General features: G+C 65.5%; 33 protein-coding genes, 1 tRNA gene and 1 other RNA gene. 7 read left to right on the top strand and 28 right to left on the bottom strand.

Annotated elements, in window-relative coordinates; genetic code table 11:
- Positions 1-14: 14 nt before the first annotated feature.
- The gene (gene fur / locus N5C18_RS11160; protein ID WP_005409235.1) at positions 15-422 is read right to left on the bottom strand and encodes a ferric iron uptake transcriptional regulator; all 408 of its coding nucleotides are present in this window, start codon (positions 420-422) and stop codon (positions 15-17) included.
- A gap of 103 nt (positions 423-525) precedes the next feature.
- Here fur and bamE point away from each other — a divergent pair, with 103 nt between their 5' ends.
- Positions 526-918 carry an outer membrane protein assembly factor BamE gene (bamE, locus tag N5C18_RS11155; RefSeq protein WP_006434042.1) on the top strand — a complete coding sequence of 131 codons (393 nt, stop codon included), beginning with the start codon at positions 526-528 and terminating at the stop codon, positions 916-918.
- 36 nt (positions 919-954) lie between these two features.
- Here bamE and N5C18_RS11150 read toward each other — a convergent pair whose 3' ends face one another.
- On the bottom strand, positions 955-1,212 hold the full coding sequence (locus N5C18_RS11150; RefSeq protein ID WP_279944603.1) for an RnfH family protein: 258 nt from the start codon (positions 1,210-1,212) through the stop codon (positions 955-957).
- A gap of 3 nt (positions 1,213-1,215) precedes the next feature.
- Entirely contained in the window at positions 1,216-1,641 is a 426-nt protein-coding gene (locus tag N5C18_RS11145; protein ID WP_032959119.1) for a type II toxin-antitoxin system RatA family toxin, read from the bottom strand.
- Positions 1,642-1,698: 57 nt separating this feature from the next.
- On the opposite strand from N5C18_RS11145, the gene smpB reads away from it, so the two are divergent.
- Entirely contained in the window at positions 1,699-2,202 is a 504-nt protein-coding gene (gene smpB / locus N5C18_RS11140) for an SsrA-binding protein SmpB (protein ID WP_040007975.1), read from the top strand.
- Between the two features lie 117 nt (positions 2,203-2,319).
- Here the strand turns inward: smpB and N5C18_RS11135 are convergent, their stop codons facing one another.
- The gene (locus N5C18_RS11135; RefSeq protein WP_279944602.1) at positions 2,320-2,892 is read right to left on the bottom strand and encodes a hypothetical protein; all 573 of its coding nucleotides are present in this window, start codon (positions 2,890-2,892) and stop codon (positions 2,320-2,322) included.
- Positions 2,893-3,111: 219 nt separating this feature from the next.
- Between N5C18_RS11135 and ssrA the strand changes: the two genes are divergently transcribed.
- Positions 3,112-3,504: a transfer-messenger RNA gene (gene ssrA / locus N5C18_RS11130) on the top strand.
- Positions 3,505-3,667: 163 nt separating this feature from the next.
- Positions 3,668-4,873: an integrase arm-type DNA-binding domain-containing protein gene (locus tag N5C18_RS11125; protein ID WP_279944601.1), complete on the top strand. Its 1,206-nt coding sequence runs from the start codon at positions 3,668-3,670 to the stop codon at positions 4,871-4,873.
- A gap of 3 nt (positions 4,874-4,876) precedes the next feature.
- Here the strand turns inward: N5C18_RS11125 and N5C18_RS11120 are convergent, their stop codons facing one another.
- Positions 4,877-5,377: a hypothetical protein gene (locus N5C18_RS11120; RefSeq protein WP_279944600.1), complete on the bottom strand. Its 501-nt coding sequence runs from the start codon at positions 5,375-5,377 to the stop codon at positions 4,877-4,879.
- A 109-nt stretch (positions 5,378-5,486) separates the two neighbouring features.
- Here N5C18_RS11120 and N5C18_RS11115 point away from each other — a divergent pair, with 109 nt between their 5' ends.
- Both N5C18_RS11115 and N5C18_RS11110 read left to right on the top strand, forming a co-directional pair.
- Positions 5,487-6,152, top strand: coding sequence for an SOS response-associated peptidase (locus N5C18_RS11115; protein ID WP_279945038.1), 666 nt, complete (start codon positions 5,487-5,489; stop codon positions 6,150-6,152).
- 98 nt (positions 6,153-6,250) lie between these two features.
- Positions 6,251-6,745, top strand: coding sequence for a hypothetical protein (locus tag N5C18_RS11110; protein WP_279944599.1), 495 nt, complete (start codon positions 6,251-6,253; stop codon positions 6,743-6,745).
- On the opposite strand, the gene N5C18_RS11105 is transcribed toward N5C18_RS11110, so the two are convergent.
- From N5C18_RS11105 to N5C18_RS11075, 7 genes are all read right to left on the bottom strand, one after another.
- Complete coding sequence (locus N5C18_RS11105) at positions 6,680-7,339, bottom strand: hypothetical protein (RefSeq protein ID WP_279944598.1); 660 nt, start codon at positions 7,337-7,339, stop codon at positions 6,680-6,682. The genes N5C18_RS11110 and N5C18_RS11105 overlap by 66 nt on opposite strands.
- A gap of 319 nt (positions 7,340-7,658) precedes the next feature.
- Positions 7,659-11,288, bottom strand: a complete 3,630-nt coding sequence (locus N5C18_RS11100; protein ID WP_279944597.1) for a phage tail protein — start codon at positions 11,286-11,288, stop codon at positions 7,659-7,661.
- Positions 11,289-11,290: 2 nt separating this feature from the next.
- Positions 11,291-11,902: a tail assembly protein gene (locus N5C18_RS11095; protein ID WP_279944596.1), complete on the bottom strand. Its 612-nt coding sequence runs from the start codon at positions 11,900-11,902 to the stop codon at positions 11,291-11,293.
- Positions 11,895-12,635, bottom strand: a complete 741-nt coding sequence (locus tag N5C18_RS11090; protein WP_279944595.1) for a C40 family peptidase — start codon at positions 12,633-12,635, stop codon at positions 11,895-11,897. The genes N5C18_RS11095 and N5C18_RS11090 overlap by 8 nt, the downstream gene beginning before the upstream one ends.
- A gap of 63 nt (positions 12,636-12,698) precedes the next feature.
- On the bottom strand, positions 12,699-13,394 hold the full coding sequence (locus N5C18_RS11085) for a phage minor tail protein L (protein ID WP_279944594.1): 696 nt from the start codon (positions 13,392-13,394) through the stop codon (positions 12,699-12,701).
- Positions 13,391-14,209 carry a tail fiber domain-containing protein gene (locus N5C18_RS11080; protein ID WP_164242098.1) on the bottom strand — a complete coding sequence of 273 codons (819 nt, stop codon included), beginning with the start codon at positions 14,207-14,209 and terminating at the stop codon, positions 13,391-13,393. The genes N5C18_RS11085 and N5C18_RS11080 overlap by 4 nt, the downstream gene beginning before the upstream one ends.
- A gap of 9 nt (positions 14,210-14,218) precedes the next feature.
- A complete protein-coding gene (locus tag N5C18_RS11075) occupies positions 14,219-14,551 on the bottom strand; it encodes a phage tail protein (protein ID WP_279944593.1) in 333 nt (110 codons plus the stop codon).
- 35 nt (positions 14,552-14,586) lie between these two features.
- On the opposite strand from N5C18_RS11075, the gene N5C18_RS11070 reads away from it, so the two are divergent.
- Positions 14,587-14,805: a hypothetical protein gene (locus tag N5C18_RS11070; RefSeq protein ID WP_164242101.1), complete on the top strand. Its 219-nt coding sequence runs from the start codon at positions 14,587-14,589 to the stop codon at positions 14,803-14,805.
- Positions 14,806-14,845: 40 nt separating this feature from the next.
- Here N5C18_RS11070 and N5C18_RS11065 read toward each other — a convergent pair whose 3' ends face one another.
- The 16 genes from N5C18_RS11065 to N5C18_RS10990 form a co-directional block, all read right to left on the bottom strand.
- Positions 14,846-17,767 (bottom strand): phage tail length tape measure family protein, encoded by a 2,922-nt coding sequence (locus N5C18_RS11065; RefSeq protein ID WP_279944592.1) that lies wholly within the window; start codon positions 17,765-17,767, stop codon positions 14,846-14,848.
- Entirely contained in the window at positions 17,767-18,081 is a 315-nt protein-coding gene (locus N5C18_RS11060) for a hypothetical protein (RefSeq protein WP_279944591.1), read from the bottom strand. Before N5C18_RS11060 ends, N5C18_RS11065 begins: the two co-directional genes overlap by 1 nt.
- A 28-nt stretch (positions 18,082-18,109) precedes the next feature.
- Positions 18,110-18,502 (bottom strand): hypothetical protein, encoded by a 393-nt coding sequence (locus tag N5C18_RS11055; RefSeq protein ID WP_279944590.1) that lies wholly within the window; start codon positions 18,500-18,502, stop codon positions 18,110-18,112.
- A gap of 102 nt (positions 18,503-18,604) precedes the next feature.
- A complete protein-coding gene (locus N5C18_RS11050) occupies positions 18,605-19,075 on the bottom strand; it encodes a hypothetical protein (RefSeq protein WP_279944589.1) in 471 nt (156 codons plus the stop codon).
- A gap of 96 nt (positions 19,076-19,171) precedes the next feature.
- Positions 19,172-19,271: transfer RNA gene (locus tag N5C18_RS11045), tRNA-OTHER, on the bottom strand.
- Between the two features lie 14 nt (positions 19,272-19,285).
- Positions 19,286-19,528, bottom strand: coding sequence for a hypothetical protein (locus N5C18_RS11040; protein WP_279944588.1), 243 nt, complete (start codon positions 19,526-19,528; stop codon positions 19,286-19,288).
- Positions 19,529-19,537: 9 nt separating this feature from the next.
- Positions 19,538-19,948 (bottom strand): phage tail terminator-like protein, encoded by a 411-nt coding sequence (locus tag N5C18_RS11035; protein WP_279944587.1) that lies wholly within the window; start codon positions 19,946-19,948, stop codon positions 19,538-19,540.
- Entirely contained in the window at positions 19,945-20,370 is a 426-nt protein-coding gene (locus N5C18_RS11030) for a hypothetical protein (RefSeq protein ID WP_279944586.1), read from the bottom strand. Before N5C18_RS11030 ends, N5C18_RS11035 begins: the two co-directional genes overlap by 4 nt.
- On the bottom strand, positions 20,360-21,436 hold the full coding sequence (locus N5C18_RS11025) for a phage minor head protein (protein WP_279944585.1): 1,077 nt from the start codon (positions 21,434-21,436) through the stop codon (positions 20,360-20,362). Before N5C18_RS11025 ends, N5C18_RS11030 begins: the two co-directional genes overlap by 11 nt.
- The gene (locus N5C18_RS11020) at positions 21,436-21,792 is read right to left on the bottom strand and encodes a hypothetical protein (protein WP_279944584.1); all 357 of its coding nucleotides are present in this window, start codon (positions 21,790-21,792) and stop codon (positions 21,436-21,438) included. The genes N5C18_RS11025 and N5C18_RS11020 overlap by 1 nt, the downstream gene beginning before the upstream one ends.
- A gap of 4 nt (positions 21,793-21,796) precedes the next feature.
- Positions 21,797-21,988 carry a hypothetical protein gene (locus N5C18_RS11015; protein WP_053506989.1) on the bottom strand — a complete coding sequence of 64 codons (192 nt, stop codon included), beginning with the start codon at positions 21,986-21,988 and terminating at the stop codon, positions 21,797-21,799.
- A 10-nt stretch (positions 21,989-21,998) separates the two neighbouring features.
- Positions 21,999-22,511, bottom strand: coding sequence for a DnaT-like ssDNA-binding protein (locus tag N5C18_RS11010; protein WP_279944583.1), 513 nt, complete (start codon positions 22,509-22,511; stop codon positions 21,999-22,001).
- Positions 22,512-22,513: 2 nt separating this feature from the next.
- Complete coding sequence (locus tag N5C18_RS11005; protein ID WP_279944581.1) at positions 22,514-23,101, bottom strand: hypothetical protein; 588 nt, start codon at positions 23,099-23,101, stop codon at positions 22,514-22,516.
- A 45-nt stretch (positions 23,102-23,146) separates the two neighbouring features.
- Positions 23,147-24,100 (bottom strand): major capsid family protein, encoded by a 954-nt coding sequence (locus N5C18_RS11000; RefSeq protein WP_279944580.1) that lies wholly within the window; start codon positions 24,098-24,100, stop codon positions 23,147-23,149.
- Between the two features lie 12 nt (positions 24,101-24,112).
- Positions 24,113-24,580 carry a hypothetical protein gene (locus N5C18_RS10995; protein ID WP_279944579.1) on the bottom strand — a complete coding sequence of 156 codons (468 nt, stop codon included), beginning with the start codon at positions 24,578-24,580 and terminating at the stop codon, positions 24,113-24,115.
- A gap of 3 nt (positions 24,581-24,583) precedes the next feature.
- The gene (locus N5C18_RS10990) at positions 24,584-25,717 is read right to left on the bottom strand and encodes a DUF2213 domain-containing protein (protein ID WP_279944577.1); all 1,134 of its coding nucleotides are present in this window, start codon (positions 25,715-25,717) and stop codon (positions 24,584-24,586) included.

Raw genomic sequence — 25,717 nt, 5'->3', positions numbered from 1 at the left:
CTGGCCGGAACGGCTTACTTGCGCTTCTTGCGCACGTACAGCACCAGCGAGTGCTCTTCCAGCTCGTAGCCGTGATCGGCCGCGATCTTGCGCTGCAGCTCTTCGATCTCGTGGCTTTCAAACTCGATGATCTTGCCGCTGTCCACGTCGACCATGTGGTCGTGGTGGCCGCCGCGGTCCAGCTCGTAGACGGCCTGGCCGCCTTCGAAATTGTGCTTGAGCACGAGGCCGGCAGCCTCGAACTGGGTCAGCACCCGGTAGACCGTGGCCAGGCCGATCTCGTCACCATGCTCCAGCAGCTGGCGGTAGATGTCTTCGGCGGTCATGTGGTGCTGGGCATTGCGCTGCTCGAGCAGCGCCAGGATCCGCATCCGCGGATGGGTCACCTTCAGGCCGACTTTACGCAGGTCGTGGGTTTCCATAGGTCTCCGTTCATTGGCGATTTAGCGCCAGCTGCCTCGGATTGGGTCGCGGTGGCACGCCGGGAGTGTATCATCGGTTTGATTTCCCCAACCGCCAGTCCCGATGCGCAATCTCCTGTTGGTCGCCGCCGTCGCCCTGTCCACCACCGGGTGCGGCATCATCTACAAGCAACCCATCTATCAGGGCAACCTGATCCGGGAAGATGCCGTGGCCAAGCTGCAGGTCGGGCAGAGCAAGCAGCAGGTCACCGCGCTGCTGGGCACCCCGTCCATCCCCGACCCGTTCCACGCCCAGCGCTGGGACTACACCTCCAGCCAGCGCGTGAACCGCCTGGGCCGTACCGAGGTGAAGAATTTCGTCGTGTTCTTCGACAACGACACCGTGACCCGCTGGGAAGGCGACTACTTCCCGGGCAACGACAAGGCCCTGGCCCAGCAGACCGTGCGCCAGTTCGGCCGCAACCTGCCGAAGGACAAGAAGAAGAAGGGCCGCTGAGGCGCCCTGCCCGTCCGCACGGACGGGTCGCGGGCATCAACCGCCGAGCGCGCGCCGCCGGCGGTTGTCCTTGGGGTCGGCCAGCAACGGGCGTAGCAGCTCGATGCGGTCGCCCTCCAGCAGCACCTGCTGCGGGCGCGCCAGCACGCCATGCACCGCCACTGCCGGGCATCCGGCAGTGGCGTCCAGCGCGGCGGCGGCAATGGCATCGGCCACGGTCGCGCCCTCTTCCAGCTGCAGCCGGCGCGACAGCACCCGCTGCGGCCAGGCCAGCACCACCTCGACCTCGATCATCGCTCAGCCCTCGTCGGCGACGCGGACGAAATCGTTGACCATCCGATCGGCCAGCCCCTGGAAGCCGATCGCCAGGGCCGGGCCCAGCAGGCGCGAACTGGGCTCGAACTCCAGGGTCAGGGTGACCTTGCAGGCATCTTCGGCCAGCGCATGGAATTCCCAGCGGCCGTGCAGTTGCTTGAACGGGCCATCGCGCAGCTGCATGTCGATGCTGTGCGGGCGCTGCAGGGTGTTTTCGGTCTGGAACCAGGTGCTGAACGAGCCCAGGCCCAGGTCCAGGCGCGCCACCAGCCGGTCTTCGCCCTGCTCCAGGATCTGGGCGGCCGAACACCAGCGGAAACGGCGCGGATAGGCCTGGACATCGTTGACCAGGTCGAACATGCGCGCGGCCGAATGTTCGACCAGGGCGCTGCGGCGGATAGTAGGCATGAATACAGGACGTTTCGGCAATCGACCGGGCGGGCCCGAATCGGAGACAATACGGAAATGAGCAAGAACAGCGGCAAGGATAAAGCAAAGAGCGCGACGGCCAACAAGACCATCGCGCTGAACAAGCGTGCCCGCCACGAGTACCACATCGAGGATCGCTTCGAAGCCGGCCTGGCCCTGCAGGGCTGGGAAGTGAAATCGATCCGTGCCGGCCGCGGCAACATCGTCGACGCCTACGCCTACGTCAAGGATGGAGAGATCTTCCTGATCGGCGCGCAGATCACCCCGTTGATCCAGGCCTCGACCCATGTGGTGGCCAACGACCGGCGCGAGCGCAAGCTGCTGCTGCACCGGAGCGAGATCGACAAGCTGGTTGGCAAGGTCGAGCGCGATGGCTACACGATCGTGCCCACCGCGATGTACTGGAGCAAGAACAAGATCAAGCTCGAAGTCGCGCTGGCCAAGGGCAAGCAGACCCACGACAAGCGCGATGCCGCCAAGGACCGCGACTGGGCGATCGAGAAGCAGCGCGTGATGCGTCGCGGCAACCGCGACGCGTAAGCGGTTGCGCATGCCCCTGTAGAGTCGAGCTTGCTCGACTGCTTTGGCCTTCTGTAGAGCCGGGCCATGCTCGGCTTGGACAAGAATCAGTCGAGCAGGCTCGACTCTACACGCGGCTCAACCGGCCAGCGCGCCCAGCTTCCGCATCCGCGGTACCAGCGCCGCGTGCATCACCGCCAGGTGCATCACCACCGCCAGTTCCGGCGCGTGGCGCTCATCGCCCGCGCGCCACCGCTGTGCCAGCTGCGCCGCATCGGGTGGCAGCAGCGCCAGCAACTGCGCATCGTCCAGCGCGTCGGCCGCGACCTGCAGCTGCCTGGCGACCTGCCTCGACTGCCACACATGCACGCCGATGCTCAAACTGGCCAGCGACATCAGCACCACGGCCAGGCCGTGCTCGAACCACTGCGACAACACCTCCGGCCCCCACAGCAGGGCCGCCAGCACCGCCAGGCCCGGCAGCCGCCACCCCAACCAATGGATGCGACCGCGCTGCGCCCAGTGCACCACCACCGCGCTGGCCACCAGCGCCGCCGCCGCCGTTGCCGGCAGCTCGGTCAGCCAGGTGGCTGCGAGCAGCAGCCCCAGCAGCGCCCAGACCCAGCCGGGGGGCAGCGCGCGCCGCTGATAATCGGCACCGACCGGCCCGATCAGCTGTCGCAGGCTGCGTTGTTGGCTTGCATCGGTCACCCACCGTCTCCGTGTCTGTCCTGGCTTGGATGGTCGTCGCCAGTGTGTCGCAAATTCGTGCCAATGAAGTTACCAATCCGCTATGCCAGCCGCACTACAACTTCCTGAGGATTGCCAAGGTGACTGTTCAGCTGTTTTGCCGTAGCATTGCCAACGTTGGGCAGGCCCTGACCGTGGCGACACGGAATTGGCCCTGTACCTTGCAGCACTGTAGAAACCGGGGGTGCATTGGTTTCGACGGGGGTTGTGAAGTCGCCTGGCGCATGCCGAGGGGGTAGCTTTCCTCGTAAATCCAGCTGCAAAACTCTAGTTGCCAACGACGACAACTACGCTCCGGTCGCTCTCGCAGCCTAAAAACTGCGGTGCGTGACCTTCTGCCGACTTAGGCGGAGCCTCGAAACTGCTTGTGTCCATGCTCGCAGCGTAGAGTCATTATCATGGAATCGCGCTGGGCGGCTGCCTGTCAGTCCGGCACTAGAACACAACAGGCTGGTTCCCGGATGCGCTTTGCACGCCGTGCTGTTCGGGGACGAGATTTAACGGCGAGCTAAGCATGTAGTGCTGGGGATGGAGTGCCTTCGGACGGCGGTTCAATTCCGCCCACCTCCACCAATACCGGGTCCGCAAGGGTCCACGAAAAGCCGGAATCCCTCGTCAAATAAGGGGTTCCGGCTTTTTCGTTTTCCACCCTTGTCCATGCCGTTCCGTTGCAGGCTATGAGACGGTGGGGGTATATCTAGGGGTATCGCACCGCCCACGAAAAGCTGATACCCCCATGCCCCTGACCGACGTCGCGATCCGCCGCGCGAAGCCAGCCGACAAGCCACAGAAGCTGTCCGATGCTGGTGGCCTCTACCTCTACATCACCGTGGCCGGCGCCAAGAGCTGGCGCTGGAAGTACCGCTTCGGGGGGAAGGAAAAGGTGCTGGCGCTGGGCCTGTACCCGGACGTTACGCTGGCCAACGCCAGAGACGCGCGAGACGACGCCCGGCGCCTCCTGCGCAGTGGCGTGGATCCCGGCGAGCAGAAGAAGGCGGCGGCAACGGCCGCCGTCGTGGATGCTGCCTCCACCTTTGAGGCGATTGCCCGGGAGTGGCTGACGGCCCGCCCTTGGGTTCCGACGTATAGCAAGAAGGTCGAGGCGTGGTTCGAGAATGACGTCTTCCCCCAGATCGGGAAGCTGCGCGCTGCGGACCTGAAGGCCTCCGACTTTCTAAAGATCGCCAGGAAGATGGAGGAGCGCCAGGCGTTCGAGTCCGCGCACCGCGTCATGCAGAACTGTGGCCAGGTCATGCGCTATGCCGTGGCGACCGACCGGGCCGAGCGGAACCCCGTCGCAGACCTGCGCGGCGCCCTGGTCCCGCCCCCAGAACGGAACCATGCCGCAGTGGTCGACCCGGTCCAGCTGGGTGGCCTTCTGCGCGCCCTGCATGCCTACCGTGGCGCCGGCATCGTCAGCACAGCGCTCAAGCTGGCGCCCATGCTGTTCGTGCGCCCAGGGGAGCTACGGCAGGCCGAATGGGCTGAGATGGACCTGGATGCCGGCTTGTGGTCGATTCCGGCAGCACGCATGAAGATGCGGCAGCCTCACATCGTGCCGCTGGCGCGCCAGGCGGTTGAGATCCTGCGCGAACTGAAGCCCTACACCGAGTCGGGAAAGTACGTGTTTCCCGCTCGGGGCAAGAAGGATCGGCCGATGTCGGAGGTGGCGGTGCTGGCTGCCCTGCGCGCCATGGGGTTCGACAAGGACACTGTGACGGGTCACGGCTTCCGGGCAACCGCGCGCACGCTGCTGGATGAGGTGCTCGGGTTCCGCCCAGACATCATCGAGCACCAGCTGGCGCACGCCGTGCGCGACCCGAACGGCCGTGCCTACAACCGCACGACCCACCTCGATGAGCGCGTCCGGATGATGCAGGAATGGGCGGACTACCTGGACCGGCTGCGCGACGGGAACGTCGTGCAGCTGCGGGTTGCTTGATGCCTACACGCCGCGACGCATCTGCTGCAGCCCTGCCCTCACCCACGCCTTGCGCGCGTCCTTCGGGCGGGGCTTGGTCTCTGCCGGCGGCTTGCGCGGCTCCAGCGCTGCCTTGATCCGCTCGACTTCCTTCGCTCCGGCCTCGGCCAGGCGCCGAGCCTGTTGCTGCTGCTCACGGGTCGGCGGCAGGCCGGGCAGTGGTGGCGGGGGCTGGATCGGGGTGCTGTCGGTCAGGCGAGCGACGGCCTCACGAAGGGGCAGATACGGATAGAGCCTGGCCGCGCACCAGCGCTCGGCGTAGCGCTTCGCCTGCCGGACGTTGGCCGCGCGCGCTTCCTTGGTCTGCCACATCTTCTGGCCTTCCATCCACAGCCGGACGCCAGGACCGCCATCGAACGTGACGTTCGCCGTCTCCCGGCCGTTGTACCAGAGCGCCCAGCGCTCGCCGGTCTGGACCCAGCCAGAGGGAATCGGGGCAGTGCGGAAGCCGTGGGAGGAATACATGGCCGGAAGGATACGACCGGCCGTCGCAGATCCTGCGAACGGGCCGCCCACCTCCATGAACCGTTCTGGATCACACGCCGGCTACGGCCTGCAGCGCTACCCTCCGGCCATGTGCGGCCGATTCGTCCAGCTCCCCGTGATCGACTTCGGCCAGCCGGGGCTGGCTGACCTTGCCCCCGGCCTGGCCGAGATCCAGCCCAGCTACAACTTGGCGCCGACGCAGCGCGCTTCGGTGATCCTGGACCGCGGCGAAGGGCGGCAGGTCACCCGCCTAGCTTGGGGCCTGCTGCCGTTCTGGGCCAAGGCCAAGGGCCTGCAGGGCTCGACCATCAACGCCCGCATCGAGACAGTGGCCACCAAGCCGGCATTCCGGTCGGCGTTCAAGAAGCGCCGGTGCGTGATCCCGATGGCCGGCTACTACGAGTGGTCGGTCAGCCCCGAGGACGGGAAGAAGGATCCGTGGTTCATCCACGCCGCCGGGCCGCTACTGGCCACCGGGCTCTGGGAAGACACCAGCCCACTGCTGCCCGACGGCAACCTGGGCACCTTCACCATCATCACCGGCGACAGCAGCGGCGTCTCGGCCGACATCCACGACCGAATGCCGGTGTGGCTGACGGCCGGCCATATCGATGAGTGGATGGGCGCCAGCCCTGACGACGCCATGGCAATGCTGCTGGCCAGCGAGCCGCCGGCAATGGAGGCCTACCGCGTCAGCCGCGCGGTGAACACGCCGCGGAACAACCGCGAGGATCTGCTCGATCCGGTGGCCTGAACATGGTCGCGGCAGCCAAACGCGAACGGCTTTCCATAAGGCGCATGCCCCCGATTGGGCGTAACCTCTTCCCAGTCCCCCTGTACCGGGAGTGTTGGATGCGTGCGCCCGTCATCGCCGCCATCATCGGTCTTGCTGCGTCCTCACAGGGTTCTGCGGCTGACGCCATCATTGGCCAGCCGCGAACCGTCAGCCTTTTCCAGGAAGCCTCTTTCCAGGGTGAGAGCGTGGAGGCTTTCGTGCTGCGAATTGCTTACCGTATCTCCAAGGAGACTGACAGGATCAATGCGGAGGTCTGCGCCGTCATTGTCAATGACAATGACCGGCACATAGTTGACGTACGAACCAGCAAAAGGCTGACGAGCTGTGATGTTCCCAAGGGTGATTTCATCACGGTCCATAGCCATCCTCGTATTGCCACTCCAGAATTCTCCGCGAGCGACTACGAAACGCCCGGCTACTTGGTGCATGGAAGGAATGTCTATTTCCAAGATGGGCCAGGAACCGGCCGCTTCATCGGCCGGGCTTCAAAATCCCGTTACGTCGAGCACCAGAAATCTGGCATCGTAGTTGACGATAGGATTAAGGAATGAAGAGGGGCCAGTCTGCACAGTATAGATGGCCGTCTTCAGATCAGCGGATTGCCTGTAGCTGCCTCTGATCTGGACAATGTTGTAGTACGAGTTCGGGCCACCTGGAATGGGCACGTTCGCGGTAACCATTCCTGGCTGCGCATGCACCATCAGGTAGGTCCTCCCCGCCGGAACCGGATAGGACAGCTCCGATCCGGAGTTGTAGGCGATCCGAAGGAAATCCACGACCCGCGCATATCGAAATAGCGAGTCGTACCTAAGTGACCCGTCGGCACCGAAGACCTGCAACCCGTATGTTGACGGTGATGAGTTCGGCGGCTTGTCGAAGAAGTAGCAGGTGTATGCGTAAGTACCAGCGTTTGCGCCGAAGCAGATTCGGTAGTTGTAAGTGTTACCAACCACGCTCCTGAGCTGCAAAAAGTGCATCTGGCTTGTGTCCACCGCAACCATCGGCGGGTTCGAGCCGGTCACGGTGAACGAGACATCGGCGTGCGGCCGCGTGCCCCAGGATTCCGTTGAGCCGACGTCGAAGGTGGACTGGCCTGACACCTTACTGATGAGACAGAGGTTGTTGTAGTCGTCACCGATCTGCACGGTGTTGGCGTCGTTGTATACGGTTATCCCGGCTGGCATCAGTAGGTCCCATAGACAATGGTCGCAGAGCGGGCATAAGCAGTCCCACCTGCATTGAAGAAACTCCAGCTGATCCTAGTTCCGCTGATCTCTACGTTTGGAACGATGTTGCCGAAATCTGCAGCTAGGAGACTGTACCAGGGCGCCCCCTGAGCCAGGCTGGGCACATCAATGAATCCATCCACGATTCCCGTTACGACGCTGCCCATGACGCGAGTGATCCGCCAATTCGTGTCCAGCGCCACGCTTCCGTCAGCATGGAAAACCTGCAGTCCCTGACTCAAAAGCCCACCCCCACTCGTACGCGCAGAACCCCATTCCCGTCGAACACTCTGATCAGGCTATCGCTGATCGTGAGGTATCCCCCATTGCTCGGTCCCGTCATTGTCAACGTTCCGTTCTTGTCGAGTTTCCACCGCGGCTGCCCGCCAGCACCGACCGCCGTCGACTGGATCACGTCACCGATCATCGCGTTCTGGATCCAGCCAGTGCCGATCAGCGCCTGGCTGATGAACGTCTGCCCGCCCTGGATCACGAACGGCGTGGTGACGTTGTTGTTGGCCAGGTTGATGACAGCAAAACGGTCAGCCTGGATCAGGACCTGGCTCTGGTAGCTGCCGTCTGGCTGCTGTTCGACACCGAGACCCATGCCGGCCATGTACACCTCGCCGCCGCTGCTCACCTGCGCACGCACGGTGTAGGTCGTACTGACCTTCCCGTTCAGGGTGACAACCGATTCGCTCACCTGCTGCACGGTCGCATTCGTGCCGGCGAGGCTCGCATTGGTTGTATCGACCCGGCTTCCCAGCGCAGCATCCGCAGTGGCCCGCGCAGTGGCCTCCGACTGCACTGCCGCATTCGCCTGGCCCAGCCCGACCTCGACCTGATCGGTACGAATGGCCTGCGCCAGGTCTGCATTGGCGAACACGCTCTGGATCGTGACGGTGCCCGCGTACACGTCAACGCTACCCGCGCCCCAACTCGCGTCCCCTGCCCCCTTCGGCGACACCTGCGCACTGATTCCAGAGATCACCTGCCCCTGCGCCGTCACCTTCCCATCGATGATGCCGATGTTCTGCGAGTTGGTGCTGACCTGACTCACCAGCGCGCCGTAACCGGCCATGCCGGCACCCACGTCCTGCCAGTTGGGTCCAGGAGGCAGCTGGTTTCCAGGCGTCGGGTTGGTCCAGCTGTAGGTTCTGCCATCCCACACCACGGTCCGGCCCTGGCTGTAGGTGGCGTCGGCACTCCACAGCAGCGGTAGCAGCGGCTGCAGGCTGGTGATCGATTCAATCTTGCCCAGCAGGCTCTGGCCCAGCGCGCTCTCACTGACCCTTCCAGCGAGGTAGGCGTCGTAGTCGCTCTGGTCGGTGCTGGCCTCGCCCATGACACCGGCGCCGGCCGGATACCACGGACCGATGTTGCCGCTGCGGTCCACCAGTCGGCCCCAGAAGTAGAACCGGGCGCCGGCGGCCAGGCCGTCCAGCTGCAATCGATCCTGCGGATAGGCGTAGTCACCCAGCTTCACCGCGCTGTCCTGGTTGGGGCCGGTGCTGCGCCAGATCTCGGTCCGCTGAGTATCGGTGGCGCCCTGTGGGAACCCCCATTTCAGCGCGATCGCGAATGGCAACGAGGTGGCCGTAAGCGATGTCAGCGCCGGCGGCGGCGTGGTCTTGCCCTCGATGTTTGTTAGCGGGCTGATCGCAGGCTGTGACACCGCCCCCACGGCATTGATCGCCCGCACGCGCGCCAGGTACTGCCCGGCGTAGACGCCAGGAACATCAATGCTCTGCGTGGAAGAGCGGCCAGCTCGAACCCAGTCCAGGTCGCCGCGCTTCCACTCCACGTCGTAGGCGATGGCCTTCTCGGCCTGGTCCCACGCGATCGTCAACACGTGGGTGGCAATGCCCTGGTCGATGACCGAATGCGACGACAGGTGCACGTTGGCCGGCGGCGGCTGCACGCTGGGCGGGATGATGCTGATCGGCGGCTGCTCGATCCGGGTTCCGTCATCGATCGCAGCGAACTTGCCGGGCACGTGCTTCAGGCCGACCACGTCGTAGGTGATGCCATCCTCACCGGTGATCGGGCGCTCGGTGATCGACATCACCCGGAACAGCTGCAGCGCCAGCTCGGGCGATTCGATGGCCCACACCGACTGCGCCACCGGTACGGTCGACCACGGCACGGTGACGCGCACCTCGTTGCCGCTCACCGACTGAATCGTCCGGGTCTCGGTGACGCCGCTGGGCAGCGTGGCGTGGATCGTCTGGCCGGCCGCGGTGGCCTCCGGCACCCGGTCCAGCACCAGCGCACTGGCCGTGGCGCTGCGGATACGGCCGCCCATGCGGCGCCCCGCCCGATCCGGATCGGCCACCCGGATGATGTCCCCGACCGTGACGCGCAGCGCGTCCAGGCCCACGGCGAAGGCCACCGTCTCCGTCTCCAGGTTCTCGCTGTAGAGGATGTGGTTGCCCATGCGTTGGGCCTGACTGCGGCGGTCGCAGCCGAACGCGGTCACGCTGGTGCTGTTGATGCCGTAGCGGGCGATGCCACTGCGCAACTGCACCGTCTCAGGCTTCTGCCGGCCGAAGTCGTCGGGATCGGTCCACGACACCTGGGCGACGGTGTGGCGCGCCTTGCGCCCGGTGCCCTCGTAGGTGAAGCGGCCCTCCACCACGTTCGCCTGGTTGTAGGTGAACGTCGGATCCTTGGGCATGTCCGCCGAGGCGATCACCTGGCCTGCTGCGTAGAAGCTGATGCCGCGGAAGACGGACGCCATGTCCTGCAGCACCCGGAACGCGTCGGCCTCGGTCTGCAGGTACAGGCTGCAGGTGAACCTCGGCTCCATGCCACCCACGCCATCACTCACCAGCTGGTCGCAGTAGCGTGCGATCGCGTACAGGTTCCACTTGTCGACGTAGGCCTGCGGGATCCGGTGGCCGAGGCCGAACCGGTCGTTGGTCACGATGTCGTAGAACACCCACGCTGGATTGTTCGTCCATGCCGACTTGAAGGTGCCATCCCACACACCCGAATAGGTGTGGGTCAGCGGGTCGTAGTTGGACGGCACCCGAATGATGCGGCCCCAGATGCGATAGGCGGTGCTCGGCTTGCCCTGGAACTGACTGCCGTCGACCTGGATCGCGGCAAGCGCGCAGTTCGGATAGCGCAGCTTTGCGTCGATCACCTCAGTGATCGAGGCGACGGTGGTCGTGTCGGCGATGGTCTGGCTGTCAGCGTTGGGTGTCAGCCGTCGGACGCGGGCCTGCCACTGACTCCCCGCGGGAAGATCGATGCGATGGCTGCGCTGATACTCGGTCGTGGTCTTGCCTGTGAAGGCAGACGTTATCACCGTATTGAACGGCCCATTGTCCGTCGACAGGTCAATGGCGTAGTCGATGGTGTAACCCTCTGCGTCGCCGTTCTCGGTGTTGCGCTTCACCAGCTGTGGAACGGCCAAGCGCACACGAATTGCCGACAAGCTGGATCCCGAAACGGCACGCGTCACCGGCGCATTGCTGCGCAGCTCAACGCCCACACCGATCTCGTTCTCCACCGATGGGAAGCCCGCGATGTGAGGCTGGTCCTGCGTCCCTGAGCGGGTCTCGACACTGACACCCTGGAAGTTCAGGGTGCCGTCGGCGTTCTGGATCGGCACCTGGTCCAGGTAGATCGACTGGTTGCCCGCGACCAGGCCACGGATCTCGCCCTCACTGATCAGGTCGAGCACGCGCGCGAACGAACGCGATCGCAGGGTGTCAGGACCTTCGACCGGCTCCCGCGACTTGCTCTGTCCCTTCTTGGCGCCAACCAGGTGCAGGTGGCTCGGCTTGGCCGTGGTGAGCTCGTTTCGGATGGCGCCGACAATCGGCAGCTGGCGCATGACTGCCGCGCTGGGTTGGGTCATGGTCACAGCTGATCCTCTGCGTAGATGCCGCCACTGATGATTGCCGAGCCGACCAGCATTCCTTTGGTGTCGTGGCCGCCGTATGCCAGCGGCACGGGGCCGCCAGCGGCCTGCGTGTTCACGGTGCCGTTCATGCTGTAGTTCGGGGTGTTGTCGGGCTTTTCCTTGCTGCCCAGCGTCTTCGGAGGCGGCGCCAACATCTGCGACACGCCGCCGAGCGTCAGGGCCATGCCGACGTTTGCTGCTGCCGACCACGCTGCCAGCGCGAAGCCGGTAGCGCCAATGCTCATGAAGGTGGCCACGCCCCACAGCACGCCGCCGACGATGGTCTGCAGCGCGCCGCTCTTGGCGCCCACCAGCACCGGGGCGATCTTGATCACTTCCTCGCCAGGCGGGTCGAGCAGCTGATCCTTTCCGACGTTCTCGCCGCCGACGAAGATCGCAAACCGAACCCCTTTGCCCTCAGCCTCAAGCAGGTACTGCTGGAAGCCGTCGAACAGCACGCCGAGCGCGCGCACGGCCTCGGCAGCATTGGCCACTGCCAAGCAGTGCTCACGACCGAAGCGCTTGCCCAGTGCTCCGTAGAGCCGGATCTTGCGCAGGCGGTCAGTCATGGCGTGCCTCACGGTGCCGCACGATGTAGCGGGTGCGCTCTGCCCACATACCGCCGTAGACGGCCTTCTCAGACAGCCGACCGTACAGGTGGTGCAGCATCAGGTCGTCGCCCAGGTAGACGCCAGCGTGGTTCGGAACCGGCGAACGGACCTGCATCAGGATCATGTCGCCGCGGCGCGGGGTGCCATCGATCAGTTCGAAGCCTTCGGCGCGCAGGCGGTCCAGGCTGTAGAGGTCCTGGCCGTTGTCCCACCAGTTGTCGTCGCGCACGTACTGGCTGAGCGTGATGCCGAGCTCGAGCGCGTAGAAATCCCGCACCAGGCTGTAGCAGTCGAGGATGCCGTGGGCGAACTGACGGCCCTCCAGTGGCGCCACATAGCCGCACGGCTCGATGGTCTGGATGTCGTGGCACGTAGGCGCCTCGCCAGCCAGCTGGCCCACGCTGACGATGTGCCAGGGGAGTCCACTGGCCTCGCACATGACACGGTCCGCGTCGGACGCCGCAGCGGAGGCGTTCGGGTGGCTGTGCACCACGGCGATCACATCGCCCCGATCCTCCGCCGCGGCATAGTCCTCCGCCGGCATGCGGAACTGGTCGGAAGGTTTGGCCGCGGTGTTGGCGCAGGGCACATAGGCCTCGCCGGCGGCGGTGACCACGATCAGGCCGCAGCACTCGCTCGGGTACTCGGCGATGGCATGCGCCTGGATGGCCTGCAGGGTGCTCTGTTCCATGGTTCGCTCACGAAAAAGCCCGCACAAGGCGGGCTGTGGGTAGCTGTCGATGTTCCGCCGCGATCAGGTGCGGACCAGGCCTGCCGCCGGGAACCCTCCATAGGGAAGTTCGTTGTTCTCCCCGAAACGGCGCTTGCAGCTGCGCACTAGGCCCGCACACACGTCCTGCCCTGGATCGCTCACCGGATCGTCGTTGATGTCGAAGTAGGCCGACCCGGTGTAGCCGCAGTAAGGGCCGCGGTAGCCGCCACGCAGCAGCCAGGTGCACACGTTGGACATGATCTGGCGCCCCGGCAGCACCTCCCCGTTGAGGTCGATGGCCGTGGCCAGCTCGAACTCCACCATCTCCTTGTTCTCGGCGACCTTGCGCTCGATGAACCAGATTTCGTCCCGGAAGTGCTCGCCAGGATCGGCGGTCGGGTTTCCCTCTGCGAAGTTCGCCGCGTCCAGATACTTCACCAGCGTCTGCCGGCGGATGATCCTGGCTCCGACGAGATCGTCGTACAGCTGGCACATGACGCCGATGCGGCCGTCGCCGTTGCCGACCCGAAGACGCGGCGCTGGCTGCTGGTCGCCGGTCTGGGCGAACCCGGTGGCCTCGATCGGCCAGGCCCCGTACTGCTGGCCCTGCCACCAGATTACGCCGGCCTGCAGGTGCTGGTGGAACCACAACTGGTCCGCACCAATGCTGGTGGCGTCCAGCTCGTACACGGTCACACGGCCGCCAGGCTCGAGTTGTTGAGCGTCGGCGGTGATCACGCTGATTCGTCCTCCAGTCGTCGCAGTCTCGCCTCAAAGCCGCTGGCGATGAAAAGCAGCAGCTGATCCGTTCTGAAGCTATAGAGATCCCCAGCAGAGCATCCAGGGTCCATCACAACTCCCTGCTCATCCTTCAGCTCTTGCCGAGCCGACCATGTGTCGTGGCAGATGAACGCATAGTTGGTTGCGTCCAGGCCGTGAGCCTCCATCAGTTCAATCGCCCTTTGAACAGTCATGCCAACATGGAGCCGGGCTGAATCGCCCTTGGCATTGATTGCGTCCAAGAAGCGGAATGTTCCTACTTCCTTGCCAAGCGCGATCGCTGCTTCGATCTCCGCGGTGTCCAAGGGCAGTACTTCGGTCTTCTGCCTGGCATCGGATGTATTGATGCTGCCAGTTCCCGCGTAAACCACTGACCATCGCGCCGATGCGGAACCGAGAGTGCGACTGTTGTCCGCACCAGGCAGCTGGTTGTATCCAGTATCGATTCGACTGGCCATGACTCCAGCTGTCTGGTTGTACGTGATCAACTGACCACCGCCCAGGCCATTGTCATTGTCGGTGGAGACGATCCGGTAGTCTCGTCCGCCAGGGCCAGTAGCAAACAGCGATACCGCAGCAAAGCCTGCCGCACCCACGGCCAGTCCAAGATTTGCGGAGCTGTTCAGGGTTCCGGTCATCGCCCCGCCGCCATCCTTCTGCAGCGCCCCAGTGGCCAACGGGTAGAGCTCCGCAGTCATCGCATTGACCTTGTTGAAGGCCGTCGGCGCCGGATCACCACTCGGCGGGCTGGTATCGATAATCTGGCGTGCCATGGGATCTCCTTACGGCTGGAACGTTTGTTCGAAAGTGGCAGTGACGCTGTGCACCAGGCCGTTGGGGAAGGGCTCGCCCTGCGCTGTGCACTCGAAAAGCAGGAGGCCGCGCGGGCTTTGCCAGTAGAAGGAGCGGCCAACATGGGCATCGAGGAAGGCAATGATCTGGTCGATCACCGCCTTGGTCCCGGTGAACGTGAGCGGGTAGCTGCGTGTCCTGGGATTGATGCCATCCGGCGAGGTTTGCCGGTAGCCGTCACCGAATTGGACGCGCTTCACCGCGTCCTTGATCGTGCTGCCGCCGGTGCTGGTCGGCTTCCAAGTGAAGGTCTCTGCTACCATCCGGCTTCCTCCATATGCTGAGCGTGTGGCTTGACATGAAACTGAAACTCTCGAAATTCTCGGTACACGGGAACGATGGCCATGCCGCCAACGTGGTCGGGGCAACTCTGGAGATCGTGTTCAGCGACAAGGGGATCGGTACGCTGGGAGTCGCCGGTGACATCGGAATCTCGTTCGAGCACCCGAATCCCACGGGCCTGACGTTCGCCGAGGTTGAGCGACTTGCAATAGACCGAGTGCTCGAATCGCTGTGAAGAAGAAAGGGCCTGCATCGAGCAGGCCCTTTTCGTTTGATCAACGACCATTCCGCATCTTCCAGAGAATTCCGTTCCCTCGGGACTGCTCGATCGCCCACTGATTCGCCATCGCATTGAAGTTGCGCTGCAGCTCTGCCGCATTGGTTCCAGAAGCATTCGTCTCAACGGCAGTGCTGCCATCGTTTTGCACGTTGATCGTGCTGTTGATCTGCACCACTTGGCCGCCACCACTTCCACCACTCGCCAAGGGCGCGGCCGGCACCACGTTGCCGTCATTGCCCGGGATCAGGTACGTCCTGCCGTTCTGCTGGAACAGCTCCGGGCGGCCGCCCTCGCCCACCTCGTAGAAGGAGTCGCCGGTGACGCCGCCACCACGCGCACGGCCGCCGCCGAAGCCCAGTAGCGGAATCGACTCCTTCACTACCCCGCCAACGCCGCCGCCCAAGCCGAGGAAGCTGCCAAGGCCATTTCCGCCGAGGCTACCCAGCAGGCCAACCGCTGCCTGCTTGGCTTGGATGCGGACCAGATCCGCGATCACCGACCGCGCGAGGTCACTGAAGGACAGCTTCCCGGTATCGGCGAACCGGACCCACAGGTCCTCCCAGCCACTGAGCGCGGTGTTCATCACCCCGCTGGCCTGGTCCATCGCGTTGCGGGCAGCGAAGACGTAGTCCTCCCACACCCGGTTCACGCCTGCGCGCCAGTCGCCCAGCATCGCCAGGCGCTGCTCCTGGAACGTGCGCTCCTTGGCCAGCTCCTTGTCGCGGTGCGCCGCTGCGTTCGCCGCCAGCAGCTCCCACGTGGCCTGATCGCTCGCAACGTCCTTGCTACCGAGGCGTTTCATCTCGTCCTGGTATTCGCGCTGGATGTCCAGCTGCCGGCGCAGCATCCCTACCGCATCCGAACCGCGACCCATGCCCATCAGGTCCAGCTCGTTCGAGCGGGCTCGGTTGTCGCCGGCCTGAGCCAAGATCGCCTTCTGCCGGGCAAGGGCTTCTGCTGCCTCCCTCTGCTTCAGGTACGCAGCCGACTGCTGCCCCGATGCCAGAAGCTCCTCCCTCGCCGCCTCCAGCAGCGCCCGTGTGGAAGCCGTCATGGTGTTCTTGCTCTTGGCCAGCACCTGCTCGATCGCCATCGCCTGGCGTTCGCTTTCGGTCACCTTGACGCCTGTCTCCACCAGCTGCTTGTTGGCTTCGATCTGCCGCTGGGCAGCGGCCAGCATGTTCTGCGCGGCGCTGTCGTCGCCGTTGCGCTTACCTACGCCGTCGCGGCGGTTGAAAGACTTGTCGACGTCGGCCTGGGCCTTCGCAATCAGCCGCTGCATGGACCCGTCGAAGTGCCGGGCATCGTTGTCGGCCAGCTTGTTGTACTGGGCGATGATCTTCAGTCGAGCCGCTTCCTTGGCACTGGCCCGGTCAAGGCCTGCAACCTGGGCATTGATGGCCTCGGCAGCAGCCTGCTCGGCTGTGGCGCGCTCCTGCGTCACCGCAGCCAGGTCACGCGCGGTCTGTGGATCCAACGCGCCACCCTCATCGATGGGCTTGGGCAGCGGCGGCAGGCCTCGCATCGCAGCCGCCGCGCCGTTCAGCGCGTCGGTGAGAGACGGAAGACCGAGGTTTTTGACCAGCGTGCCACCGGCCAGGCCGAGCCCAAGAACGTCGCTCAGGCGCGGTAGGCGCGCCAGCACGCCCCATTCGCCAGCCAGCTCGACCACTGCACTGGTGAAACTACCCAGCGCGCCCCATGCGCCGCCGATGTCATCCTTGATGTCGCGCCAGCCTTTCGAAATCCCGGGCATCACTGCCTCAGTGCGGTTAGCCACGTCGTCCAGGTGGGAGGCATAGATCCTGATCGCCTCGTTGGCGGCTTCCTGCGACCTCCCCTCCTCTCGCAGCGTCGTGATGCGCTGCAGCTGCGCGGCGGTCAGGAACCGCTCTGCATCGTTGAGCTTCAGCAGGCCCTCCACCGGCTCCTTCGCGATGGATTCGAACGCTCGGACGGTCTCCTGGGCAGACCGACCCGTGGAGTCCTCCATACGGGCTGCCGCAGCCGCCACCATCTCAAAGTGCTCGCCGGCGAAGCGACCGGCCTTTGCTGTCTCCGTCAGCGCTGCCACAGCACCGCCTCGCGACACGCCCTGCAGGTGATCGATGCTGTTGGCCAGTTCCAGGAATCCAGCGGCACCGATGGCGGCACCTTGCCCGCTCAGGATCTGAGCCTTCTGGAAATCGAACAGCTGGTCTTCCGACTGCTTTGCGGCGATGGCCAGGGCCGCCAGTGCTGCCGCAGTGAGCGTCAGCGGGTTGATCAGCCCCAGCACATAGCCGCTCACGGCGCGCGCGGCTGGCCCGATGCCTCCGAACTGGTCCTTCAGCTGGCCGCCCTGCTGGATCGCAACCATCCACGCCGGCTGGCCGCTGATCAGGCTGGTGGTGATGTCAGTCACCTGCATGGGGATCATGCGCAGGTTGTTCTGCAGCTGCCGCGCGGACATACCCATGCCGTTCTGCGCGCCGGTGGCGTTGAGCACCGAGGCGCGGGTGGCGTCAATGTTGGCCTGGTACTGCTGCCACACCTGGGGCTTAAGCAACCCCAAATCCCGCGCCCGCGCGAGTCGGTCCTGCTGCTCGGCCAGCTTGTTCAGCGCCGCCACGGTCGGGTTGATCTGCCCGAGCAGCTGCTGCAGGTTCAGCTCATGCGCTTCCGTGGCGGTGGCTGCCTGTCGCGTGGCTACCGCAGCCCTCTGCTCGATCCGCTCCATCTCCTGCACGCGAGCGTTGATCTTGGCCTGCTCATTGGCCCAGTAGGAGGCCGTCCGGCTGGCGTCCATCTGCTGCTTATCCAAGCGCTCGGCGGCAGCACCAGCACGGTCAGCAGCTGCAGCATTCTCGTCCAGGGCCTTGGTGCCTTCGACCAGGCCGCTGCTGTCGACCTTGTAGCCAAGTTCGGCGATGTCCATCAGGCGCTCCCGTTGTTCTGCATTGCCCGCTCGCGCGCGGCCTTTTGGTCTTCGCGCACCGCGCGCAGGTACTGGTCATCCATCGCCATCAGCATCTGGACCTCCTCCGGCAGCAGTTCCATCTGCAGCAGGGAGGCCCATTGGCCGATGTCAGCAAACGTCAACGCCTCCGGGCCGCTGTGCCGGCGGGCGGATAGCTCCCAGAACCAGCCCCAGACGTGGGCAGCCGCGTCCGGGATCTCCATCTCTGGCGCTTCGGTGATGCCGAAGCGGGCATTCCGCTGGCGCCGGGTCTCGCCGTTCTCATCCGCCATGTCGTAGCGGACGGCGATGTAGACGGCCTCAGCCGTCCGTTTCGTCAGGTCGGCGAAAGAACTCCGCCCGGTCGGTCAGGGCTACGTCGACCTGCTCCCCCACCCATGGCAGTTCCTTCAGCAGCTGCTGCAGCGTCTGCTGGGTGAACTCGGGCTTCTCCCCGTGAAAGGTCAGCTCCCCCTGCCACTCCCAGCCACCGATCGATGCACAGAGCATGCTGATGCGGCTCGCCTCGATCTGCTCGGCGCCCACCTTGCCGCGGTGGTTGATGCGGTCGTTGATCGCCTTGCGCCCAGCGGCCTTCACCTGCGGGTGGCTGTCAGGCAGCAGGGTCAGCACCAGGCCCACCGCCTCCTGGTTGGCCGGGTGCACGATGTCCAGGCGGCGCGCTTCCGCCACGATGTTGGTCAGTTCGGTCATGTTCGAGATCCTTGATAGCAATCCGGTATAGAGCCCCGGGGGAAGCCGGCCGGATCAGTTCCGGCGTGTCAGGCGGCCGCCCTATCCCCCGGGGTGTTCGGGTTACGGGGTGACCGGGGCAGCCACGCGGATGGGCGCCTGGTTGAGGGCCAGCGTGTAGGTGTTCAACACGAAGTCCTCATTGCGGCCGCCCGGGCTGTTGGGACCGGCCACCAGGCCGCGCAGGAACTCCAGCGAGCCATCCGGGCGTTCGACCTTGAAGGCGTAGGCATCGGGGACGTTCGGTGCACCGGCTGCGCGCATGGCGATCTGACCCGGATCGGCCAGGTCCTCGGCCACCTCCACCTGCGGATCACCAGCGTTGGTGATGCCCTTGCCCTTCAGGGCAACCTGGGTGTCCCAGGTGTCGTACTGGACGATGTTGGTATTGATGCCGCGCTCACCGACGCTGCCGACCTTCTTCACCTCGACGAAGGTCAAGGCCTTGAACTCGGTCTCGGTCAGGTCGGTGTTCTTGGGGGCGGCGCAGATGTAGAGCTTGGAACCTGCGTTGGTCTTTGCTTCAGCGGCCATAGCCGTATCTCCTCGCGATGGGCGTAAAAAAACCCGCCACGGGGCGGGGTCGTTGGAAAACAGAAAGGCCCGCTGGGCGGCGGGCCTTTGAATAAGTGGAGAGGGCACGATTCGAACGTGCGCTGATCGCAGCCTGTTATGACCACGTCATCCGGCGCTACTGCCATTGGGGTGAACCATCTCCCCTACGCTCTCCAAAGTAGAACACTGCTATTTCTTGCTGGGTCCCAGCTTTGCCGCCACCAGCTGCATGGCCTGCGGCCGCGTGAACCCTGCCTCCACGTAGGCCAAGTACTCCGCCCTGACAAACCGCGCCTGCTCGGCGCAGAACTCGTCCAGCAACTGCCGGTTCCGCTTCATGCGGGTGATGGCATCGCGCATGGCCTGCAGCTCACCCTCGTTCGGGATCTCGTTGCTGCTGACCAGGTGCAGGTTGGGCGGCTTGGGGCTCATGGCCGGAGTCTACCCCGAAACGAAGCCGCGCCAAGGGATGGTGACCGGGTGCATGATCCGCTCCGGGTCTGGGATGATGCTGGAGGTCCAGGGCTTCCTCTCCACCCGCATGCCGGCGAAGGTCGTGCCCTTGGCGAAGGCGGCGATGATCTGGTCCGTGATCCGCGTGCCCACCATGATCCCCTGCCCCGGCCGGTAACACGCCGACAGCTGGCCGAATCCCTGCAGCAGCGAAGGGCCATCGTTAGCCAGGCCGTAGTTCTGCGTCTGGTTCGGGAACCACTGCAGCTCCAGCCAGCGAGCATCCTTGCCAGTCGGCGGCGTGAAGCCCTGCCCCGGGTAGGCGCAGGGCAAGCCCTGCTGCACGGCGAACTGCCCCACGAGAGTGGCGAACGCGTCATAGATCGCGGTGTCGCTCATCCCATCCGTCCTTTAACGTCGGCTGTGACCTCGGCCACGATGAAATCCCAGCGCTGTGCCGCCGCGCGCGCGAAGCCCTTGCCCGCCTGCGCATAGGTCCTGCCCAGGCTGTCCTCGCCGAAGAAGCCGTGTTCCATGCGCATGGCGTACTTCGCTGTCCAGCCAGCCCACACGGTCTGCCCCAGCTCCATGGTGGCGAACACCAGCTCAGGGGCCTGCGCGCTGTCCGAGGGCATGCCCTCGACCGATGCAGCTGCAGAGTTGCGCAGGAAGCCGGTATCCACCGGCATCCTCCCGCCCTGCCCCTCGGGCGTGCTGGCTTCCTCCATCAGCTTGGTGGCTGACTCGCGGAAGATCGCCCCCTGCATGGCCTTGGCCTTCTCGGTAAAGGCGCGGACCTGGCTCCCGAACTTACTGGCCACGCTTCACCTCCGCCGCCATGTTCACGCGGTACTGCTTCATGCAGCGGCAGCCGATGGTTTCTTCCGGCCCAGCACCGAGCGAGGTGTCGCCAGGGAACCGCATCAACGCACCGCTGGGCGTCTGGAACGGTTCACCGAACCGGCGAACCTGGCCGTTCATCGCCTGGTGGCTGTGGCGGGTCCTGTCGTCACCGGTGGCTGACCAGGTGCCCTCGACGTTCTCCGGCGCCAGGCGGCCGCTCTCGATCTGCTGCCGGAACGCCTCCTCCCTACCTGCGGCCATGGCCGTCAGCGACTCGGTGCGCGCGATCATCTCGCCACGCAGCGCCAGCAGCCGGTCCGCATAACGCGCGGCGATCTTCTCGACGTCTGCCGGCGCCACCGGCTGGCCGGCCTTGATGGCCCGGCTGACGATCCCGTCCAGGCGCTTGTCGCGCCGCTTGCGGCCGAAGTACTCCGCCATCTGCGCCGGATCGCCGCTCGCCAGCTGCTGCCGGACGTTGGCCACGAACTGCGCCTGCTGCGCGGTGAGGCCGACGATACCGCCACTGCGGCGGCCGGTCTCTCCCACTCTGCCGACCAGCTCCAGCGCCGTCTGGCGCGGGTTGGTGCCGGTGGCCATGCCGCGCACCAGGTGCTGGCGCACCAACTGTCGCTGATCCTCCACCACGCCGGTGATCAGTCGCGAGGAGTTCGTCTGTAGCCAACTCTCCACGCCGCGGTTGCGCATGTCGAACCCGAACCGCAGCCGCGGTGTGTCGTTGGCCGGGTTGTAGCGCCCGCGTAACTGCTGCCGCAGCGACAGCGTGGGCAGCTCCTTCATACCGACCTCCGCGCCGGTGGCAAACGCCTGGCGCACTTGCTCGGCCAGCGGCGAGAAGCGTTCGCCGTCGAAGCCCAGCGCCTCCAGCACAGCGTCCACCTGCCCGGCCTGCAGGAGGCTCGCCAGCAGGTCCAGCTGCACCTGCGATCGCACGCCGGCGATGGCCTGCTCGAACGCGCGGCGCATGGCCGGCTCTAGGCGCCGGGCCAGCAGTTCCAGCTCGCGGGGTGTGTAGTCGGCCATTAGCGTCGGGCGTGGAACTCGAATAGTAGAACCTGCCCGCCAGGGGACAGCGGCTGCAGGTCGATGAAGTGATACAGCTGGTCACCCAGCAGCAGCCGGTCGTCCTTGCCGAGCTTGATGTCGATCGCGGTGGAGATCAGGCCCAGCTTGTCACCCTGCTGCACCAGCGTGGTGTCGCGATCGGTCAGGCTGTAGTCCAGATCCACCACCGTACAGTCGTGCCGCGTCGGCGGACCCGGCTGCGGGTTGTGCGGCGGCCCCGTGGGCGCACCGTCTCGCTCCAGCTGCGTGGCATAGCCGAAGCGAGCGATCAACCGCTCTGCTGTCGCCTGCATGCGGGCATAGAAGGCGCTCATGGCTTCAAGCCCAGTGCCGAACTTCGATGGCCTTGGTGATGTCACGCGGACACACCGGGCACTTGATGCGCAGATAGTCGCCGTCGCGCTGGTCGGCAACGTAGGCGGCCTCGGACTGCATGAACTCGATCTTCGTTCCGCAGTTCCTGCAAGTGGCGCGGTGCTTGTTGTCGCCCGGCGCGGTGCCGTGCTTCATGATTCTCATATCAGACAACCCTCACTGCAGGGAACGTTGCTGGCGTCCGCAGCAGCGGCGCCAGGATCTCATCGATGGCCGGCACCACCGGTCGGTTGGGCACCTGGCCAGCGGCCGTGGAATCGGCATAGGTGACCTCGATGGGGCCGACCTTCTCCTTGGTTACTGCCTCGGTGGCCACGTAGTCCGGCGACAGGCTGCCCGGGCTGGCCAGCTCGCGCAGTGCGGCCTCGTAGGCTCCGCGCTCCACCTCGTCGGGCACCTCATCCGGCTGGATGGGGTCACCGTCATAGTCGACCGCACCGGTGCGGGGCCACTCGTTCGGCTGGCCCCGCCCGGCGGTACGCACGCCGGGGAACATGGACGCCCAGCGGCCGGATGCGAGCAGCACCCGGTACCGGCCGTCGATGTAGTCCGTGGCGCGGACCAGTGCCCCAGTGCGGGCGTCATCCGTCCCGGCAGCCCAGGCGGCATTGCCGCGCGCCTGGTGGTATAGATCCGCGCCTTCCAGCGTGCCGTACATGGTCAGCCCTCGCCCTTCTTGGCCTCGGCCTCGGCGATGGCCGCCTGCAGCTTCGGCACACCCCAGGTGCGGTTCGCGTCGATCTCCAGCTCCTTGGCGCGCACCAGCAGCGCATCCTTGTCGACGGCCGACGGGTTCTGCGTGCCCGTGCCGGCGCTGGCCTGGGCCTTCTCAGCTTCGGCAGCGGCAGCGGCCTTCCTGGCCTCGGCCTCGGCTTCTGCACGGGACTGCAGCTCGCGCACCATTGCCGCCAGCTCCGCTTCGCGGTCTCCTTCTTCCAGCGCGTTCCAGTCGGCAACGGTCAGGCCAGTGTGCTCGAACGCCTGGCGAACCACTTCGCCCAGCTGCACGGAGACGCCCTCGCCCAGCTCGATGTTGGCCGGCAGCACGTTGGAGCCGAGCAGCGATTCCTGTGCCGGTGCGCTGGGCTTGCCGCCCTCGGCGATCAGGATCTCGGCCTTGAGCCAGCCCTGCACTACCGAGTTCTTCTTCAGCTGCTCCCAGCCGTCGACCGGGGTCTGCACACCCGGCTGCAGAATGGTACCGTCCGGAAGGCCCAGCGGGCCCTTGTGGTTGTTCGTGATCTTCATGCTTTGCTCCAGTGAGGCCCCGGCGCATGGCCGGGGCCAGGCGGATCAGATGCCGTCGAGGTAGACGACCTGCTTGGGCAGGCGGACGTCCAGGCCACCTAGGCGCATCACGCCCGGGATGTCCCAGCGCAGCGGGCCGCTATGCCAGGCCGGCAGGAAGCGGTGCGGCATCGGCATGTGCAGCTTCAGCACGTTCGGGTCGTAGCGGTACGCGACAAGGCGGGGCACGCCGCCGACGCCGGCGTTGTCCAGACCGCGCTGGCCGCGCACGGTCAGGGGCTGCCCGGTGGTGGCGGTGTAGACGTTGTTGGCCAGGAAGTACTGCAGGATGGTGAGGTCGCTGAACTCGCTCATCTTCTTGGTGGAGATGAGCATGAACTTCGACCACGGCAGCAGCAGGCGATCCGCGATCGCCGTGGTGTTGGTGCCGTTGAAGACGTTCATCAGCGACGCGTTCATGTCCGCGACGATCTGGTCCGGCGTGGCGGTGCCGGGCGCCTGCAGCGTGCCCCAGGCGCCGGTCGGCGCAGCGATAGGCGCGACGTTGGAGGCATTGAACAGGCCGGTGAAGCCCTTCGAAGCATCACCAAGCAGTGCTACGCGATCGACCATCTCCTCGGACGCACGGCGCGCGGCGGCTGCATCTTCGCTCGGGAGATTGATGCCCAGCAGCTGTGCGCGCCCGATCTCCTCGAAACCGTAGCCGTAGCCGATACCGGCGGTGTAGACCGGAGTTTCGAACTTCGCGCGGGTTGTTCCTGCCTTGGGGATGTCGTCGGCGTTGCCGTTGATCCAGTCCGCCTTGCCGAACTGGTCCTGCGACATGTAGGTCACCGAAGTGGCGAACTCGCTGCCTTCCGTATCCACCGGGATCAGGCCGCGGTACTGGATGTCCGGATAGACGGTCCGGTAGACACCCGGCTCGATGATGGTGGTCTGTGCGATCACGAAGCCCAGAGCTACCTGGGCATCGATCAGAGGGATGGATTGTCCACGCATGGTTTTGGCTCCTTAGCCGAGACGGACGACGGCCAGCTGGCCGGCGGCGGTGGTGCTGGTGTCCCAGCTGGCACCGGGGATTGCGGTGTTCCCGGTGGCGACGTTGGTGAATGCGCCGGCAGCGGTCAGATAGACCGCGTCGCGCGCGGCGACGGCGACCGAGGCGACGACCCAGATGTCGCCCTTGGTGCGCACGCGCGCGGAATCGCCCACACCGAACGCGTCGGTGGCGCGGCCGGTGACCTGGCCGGCCGTGACCGTCAGGCCCGAGGCCGAGCGGTCCAGCAGCGCGATGCCGACGTACTTGCCACCGGCGAAGGCCTTCACCGACTTGTCGGTGGCACCCTGCTCCACGGCCTTGCCGAAGGCGATGGCCGCGCCCTCGACGGTGCGGGAAATCTCGGTGGCCGGCAGCATGGTCGCCGGCGCACCGGCGATGGCGGTGGGCTGGGTATCCGGATAGGTGGTCTGCAGTGCCATGGCTTAGGCCTCCTTCTGGCCGGCGGTGCGGTAGTCCAGGCCGGCCACGGACGCGGCGTAGCCGTTGTCCTGCACCGGCTGGCGGTGGGTGGTGCGGTCGCCGAGGGCAACGACCACCGGGTCGCGCGGCTTTGCCTGGGCAAAGAGGCCATCGAACAGCGCTTCGACGTAGGCCTCATGCTTGCCGGCCACGGCTGCGTCACCGAGCTTGGCCACCACGGCCGCCTTGCGGACGTCGGCGTCGCTCTTGCCGCTGTAGTCGGCGTCGTGCACGGCCTTGGCCTTGGCGATCAGGTCGCCGCGCTGCTGCACGCGCTGGTCCAGGTCCGCGTCGCTGAGGACTTGGTTCTTGAGCGCGTCGCGCTCGCCCTCGACCTTCGCGATGGCAGCATCCTTGGCGGCGATGGTCGCCTGGTGGGCAGCCGCGGCAGTGCCAGCGGCGGTGTGGGCGTCCTGGAGCTGCTGCTGCAGCTTGCCGATGGCGGCGGCCGACGCGTCGGTGCACTCGACGGGCAGGCCGTCGACCACCACGATGCGGGTCTGCTGGTTGCTCATGTGGTTCTCCTGCGGTTGGGGATGGGCGCTCGGATCCGGTGCACCGGGGGTGCGCCCATCCCCGATGCGAAACTGGGAGCCGGCCCGGCCACGGCGACACATGGCCAGGTGGTTGTTGCGGATGTTGATTTGTTTGGCCTGGTAGGCCTCGCCGTCGGGGGTTACGCCGTCCTCCCATACGATCTCGGCCGAGTAACCCTGAGAGAGCTCACGCTTGCCAGACTCCCAGTCGGCGATGGCCGCCTGGTCCATCAGAACCAACGGGACGCGCACGCGCGTTTCGTCATGCGAAACCTCGTCGCCGGTCTGTCCGACCGCGTACTTCTTCCAGTTGTCGGCGGTGACCATCTCCGGCGGGTGGTCATTCGTCATGGGTCGGTGCGCGAAGCTGCGCAGCGTTGCGTCGGAGAAAACCTCCTCCGGTGGCCGGTAAACCTTGACCTTCAGCAGGTCGGGCCGACCCAGCTCCTCACCCAGGTATTCCTGGATGCCGGTGCGGGCCACGTAGGCATCGGCCACGAGATAGCCGTCCGCAGTGCGGCGGGGAGCCGACACCGAGACACGATCAGTCAGGAACACCAT

Origin of the sequence: Stenotrophomonas sp. GD03930 (genome assembly GCF_029839665.1) — a bacterium.
Taxonomy (GTDB): Bacteria; Pseudomonadota; Gammaproteobacteria; order Xanthomonadales; family Xanthomonadaceae; genus Stenotrophomonas; species Stenotrophomonas forensis.
The sequence above is the reverse complement of the archived record's forward strand: the minus strand, read 5'-3'. Positions and strand labels throughout refer to the sequence as shown.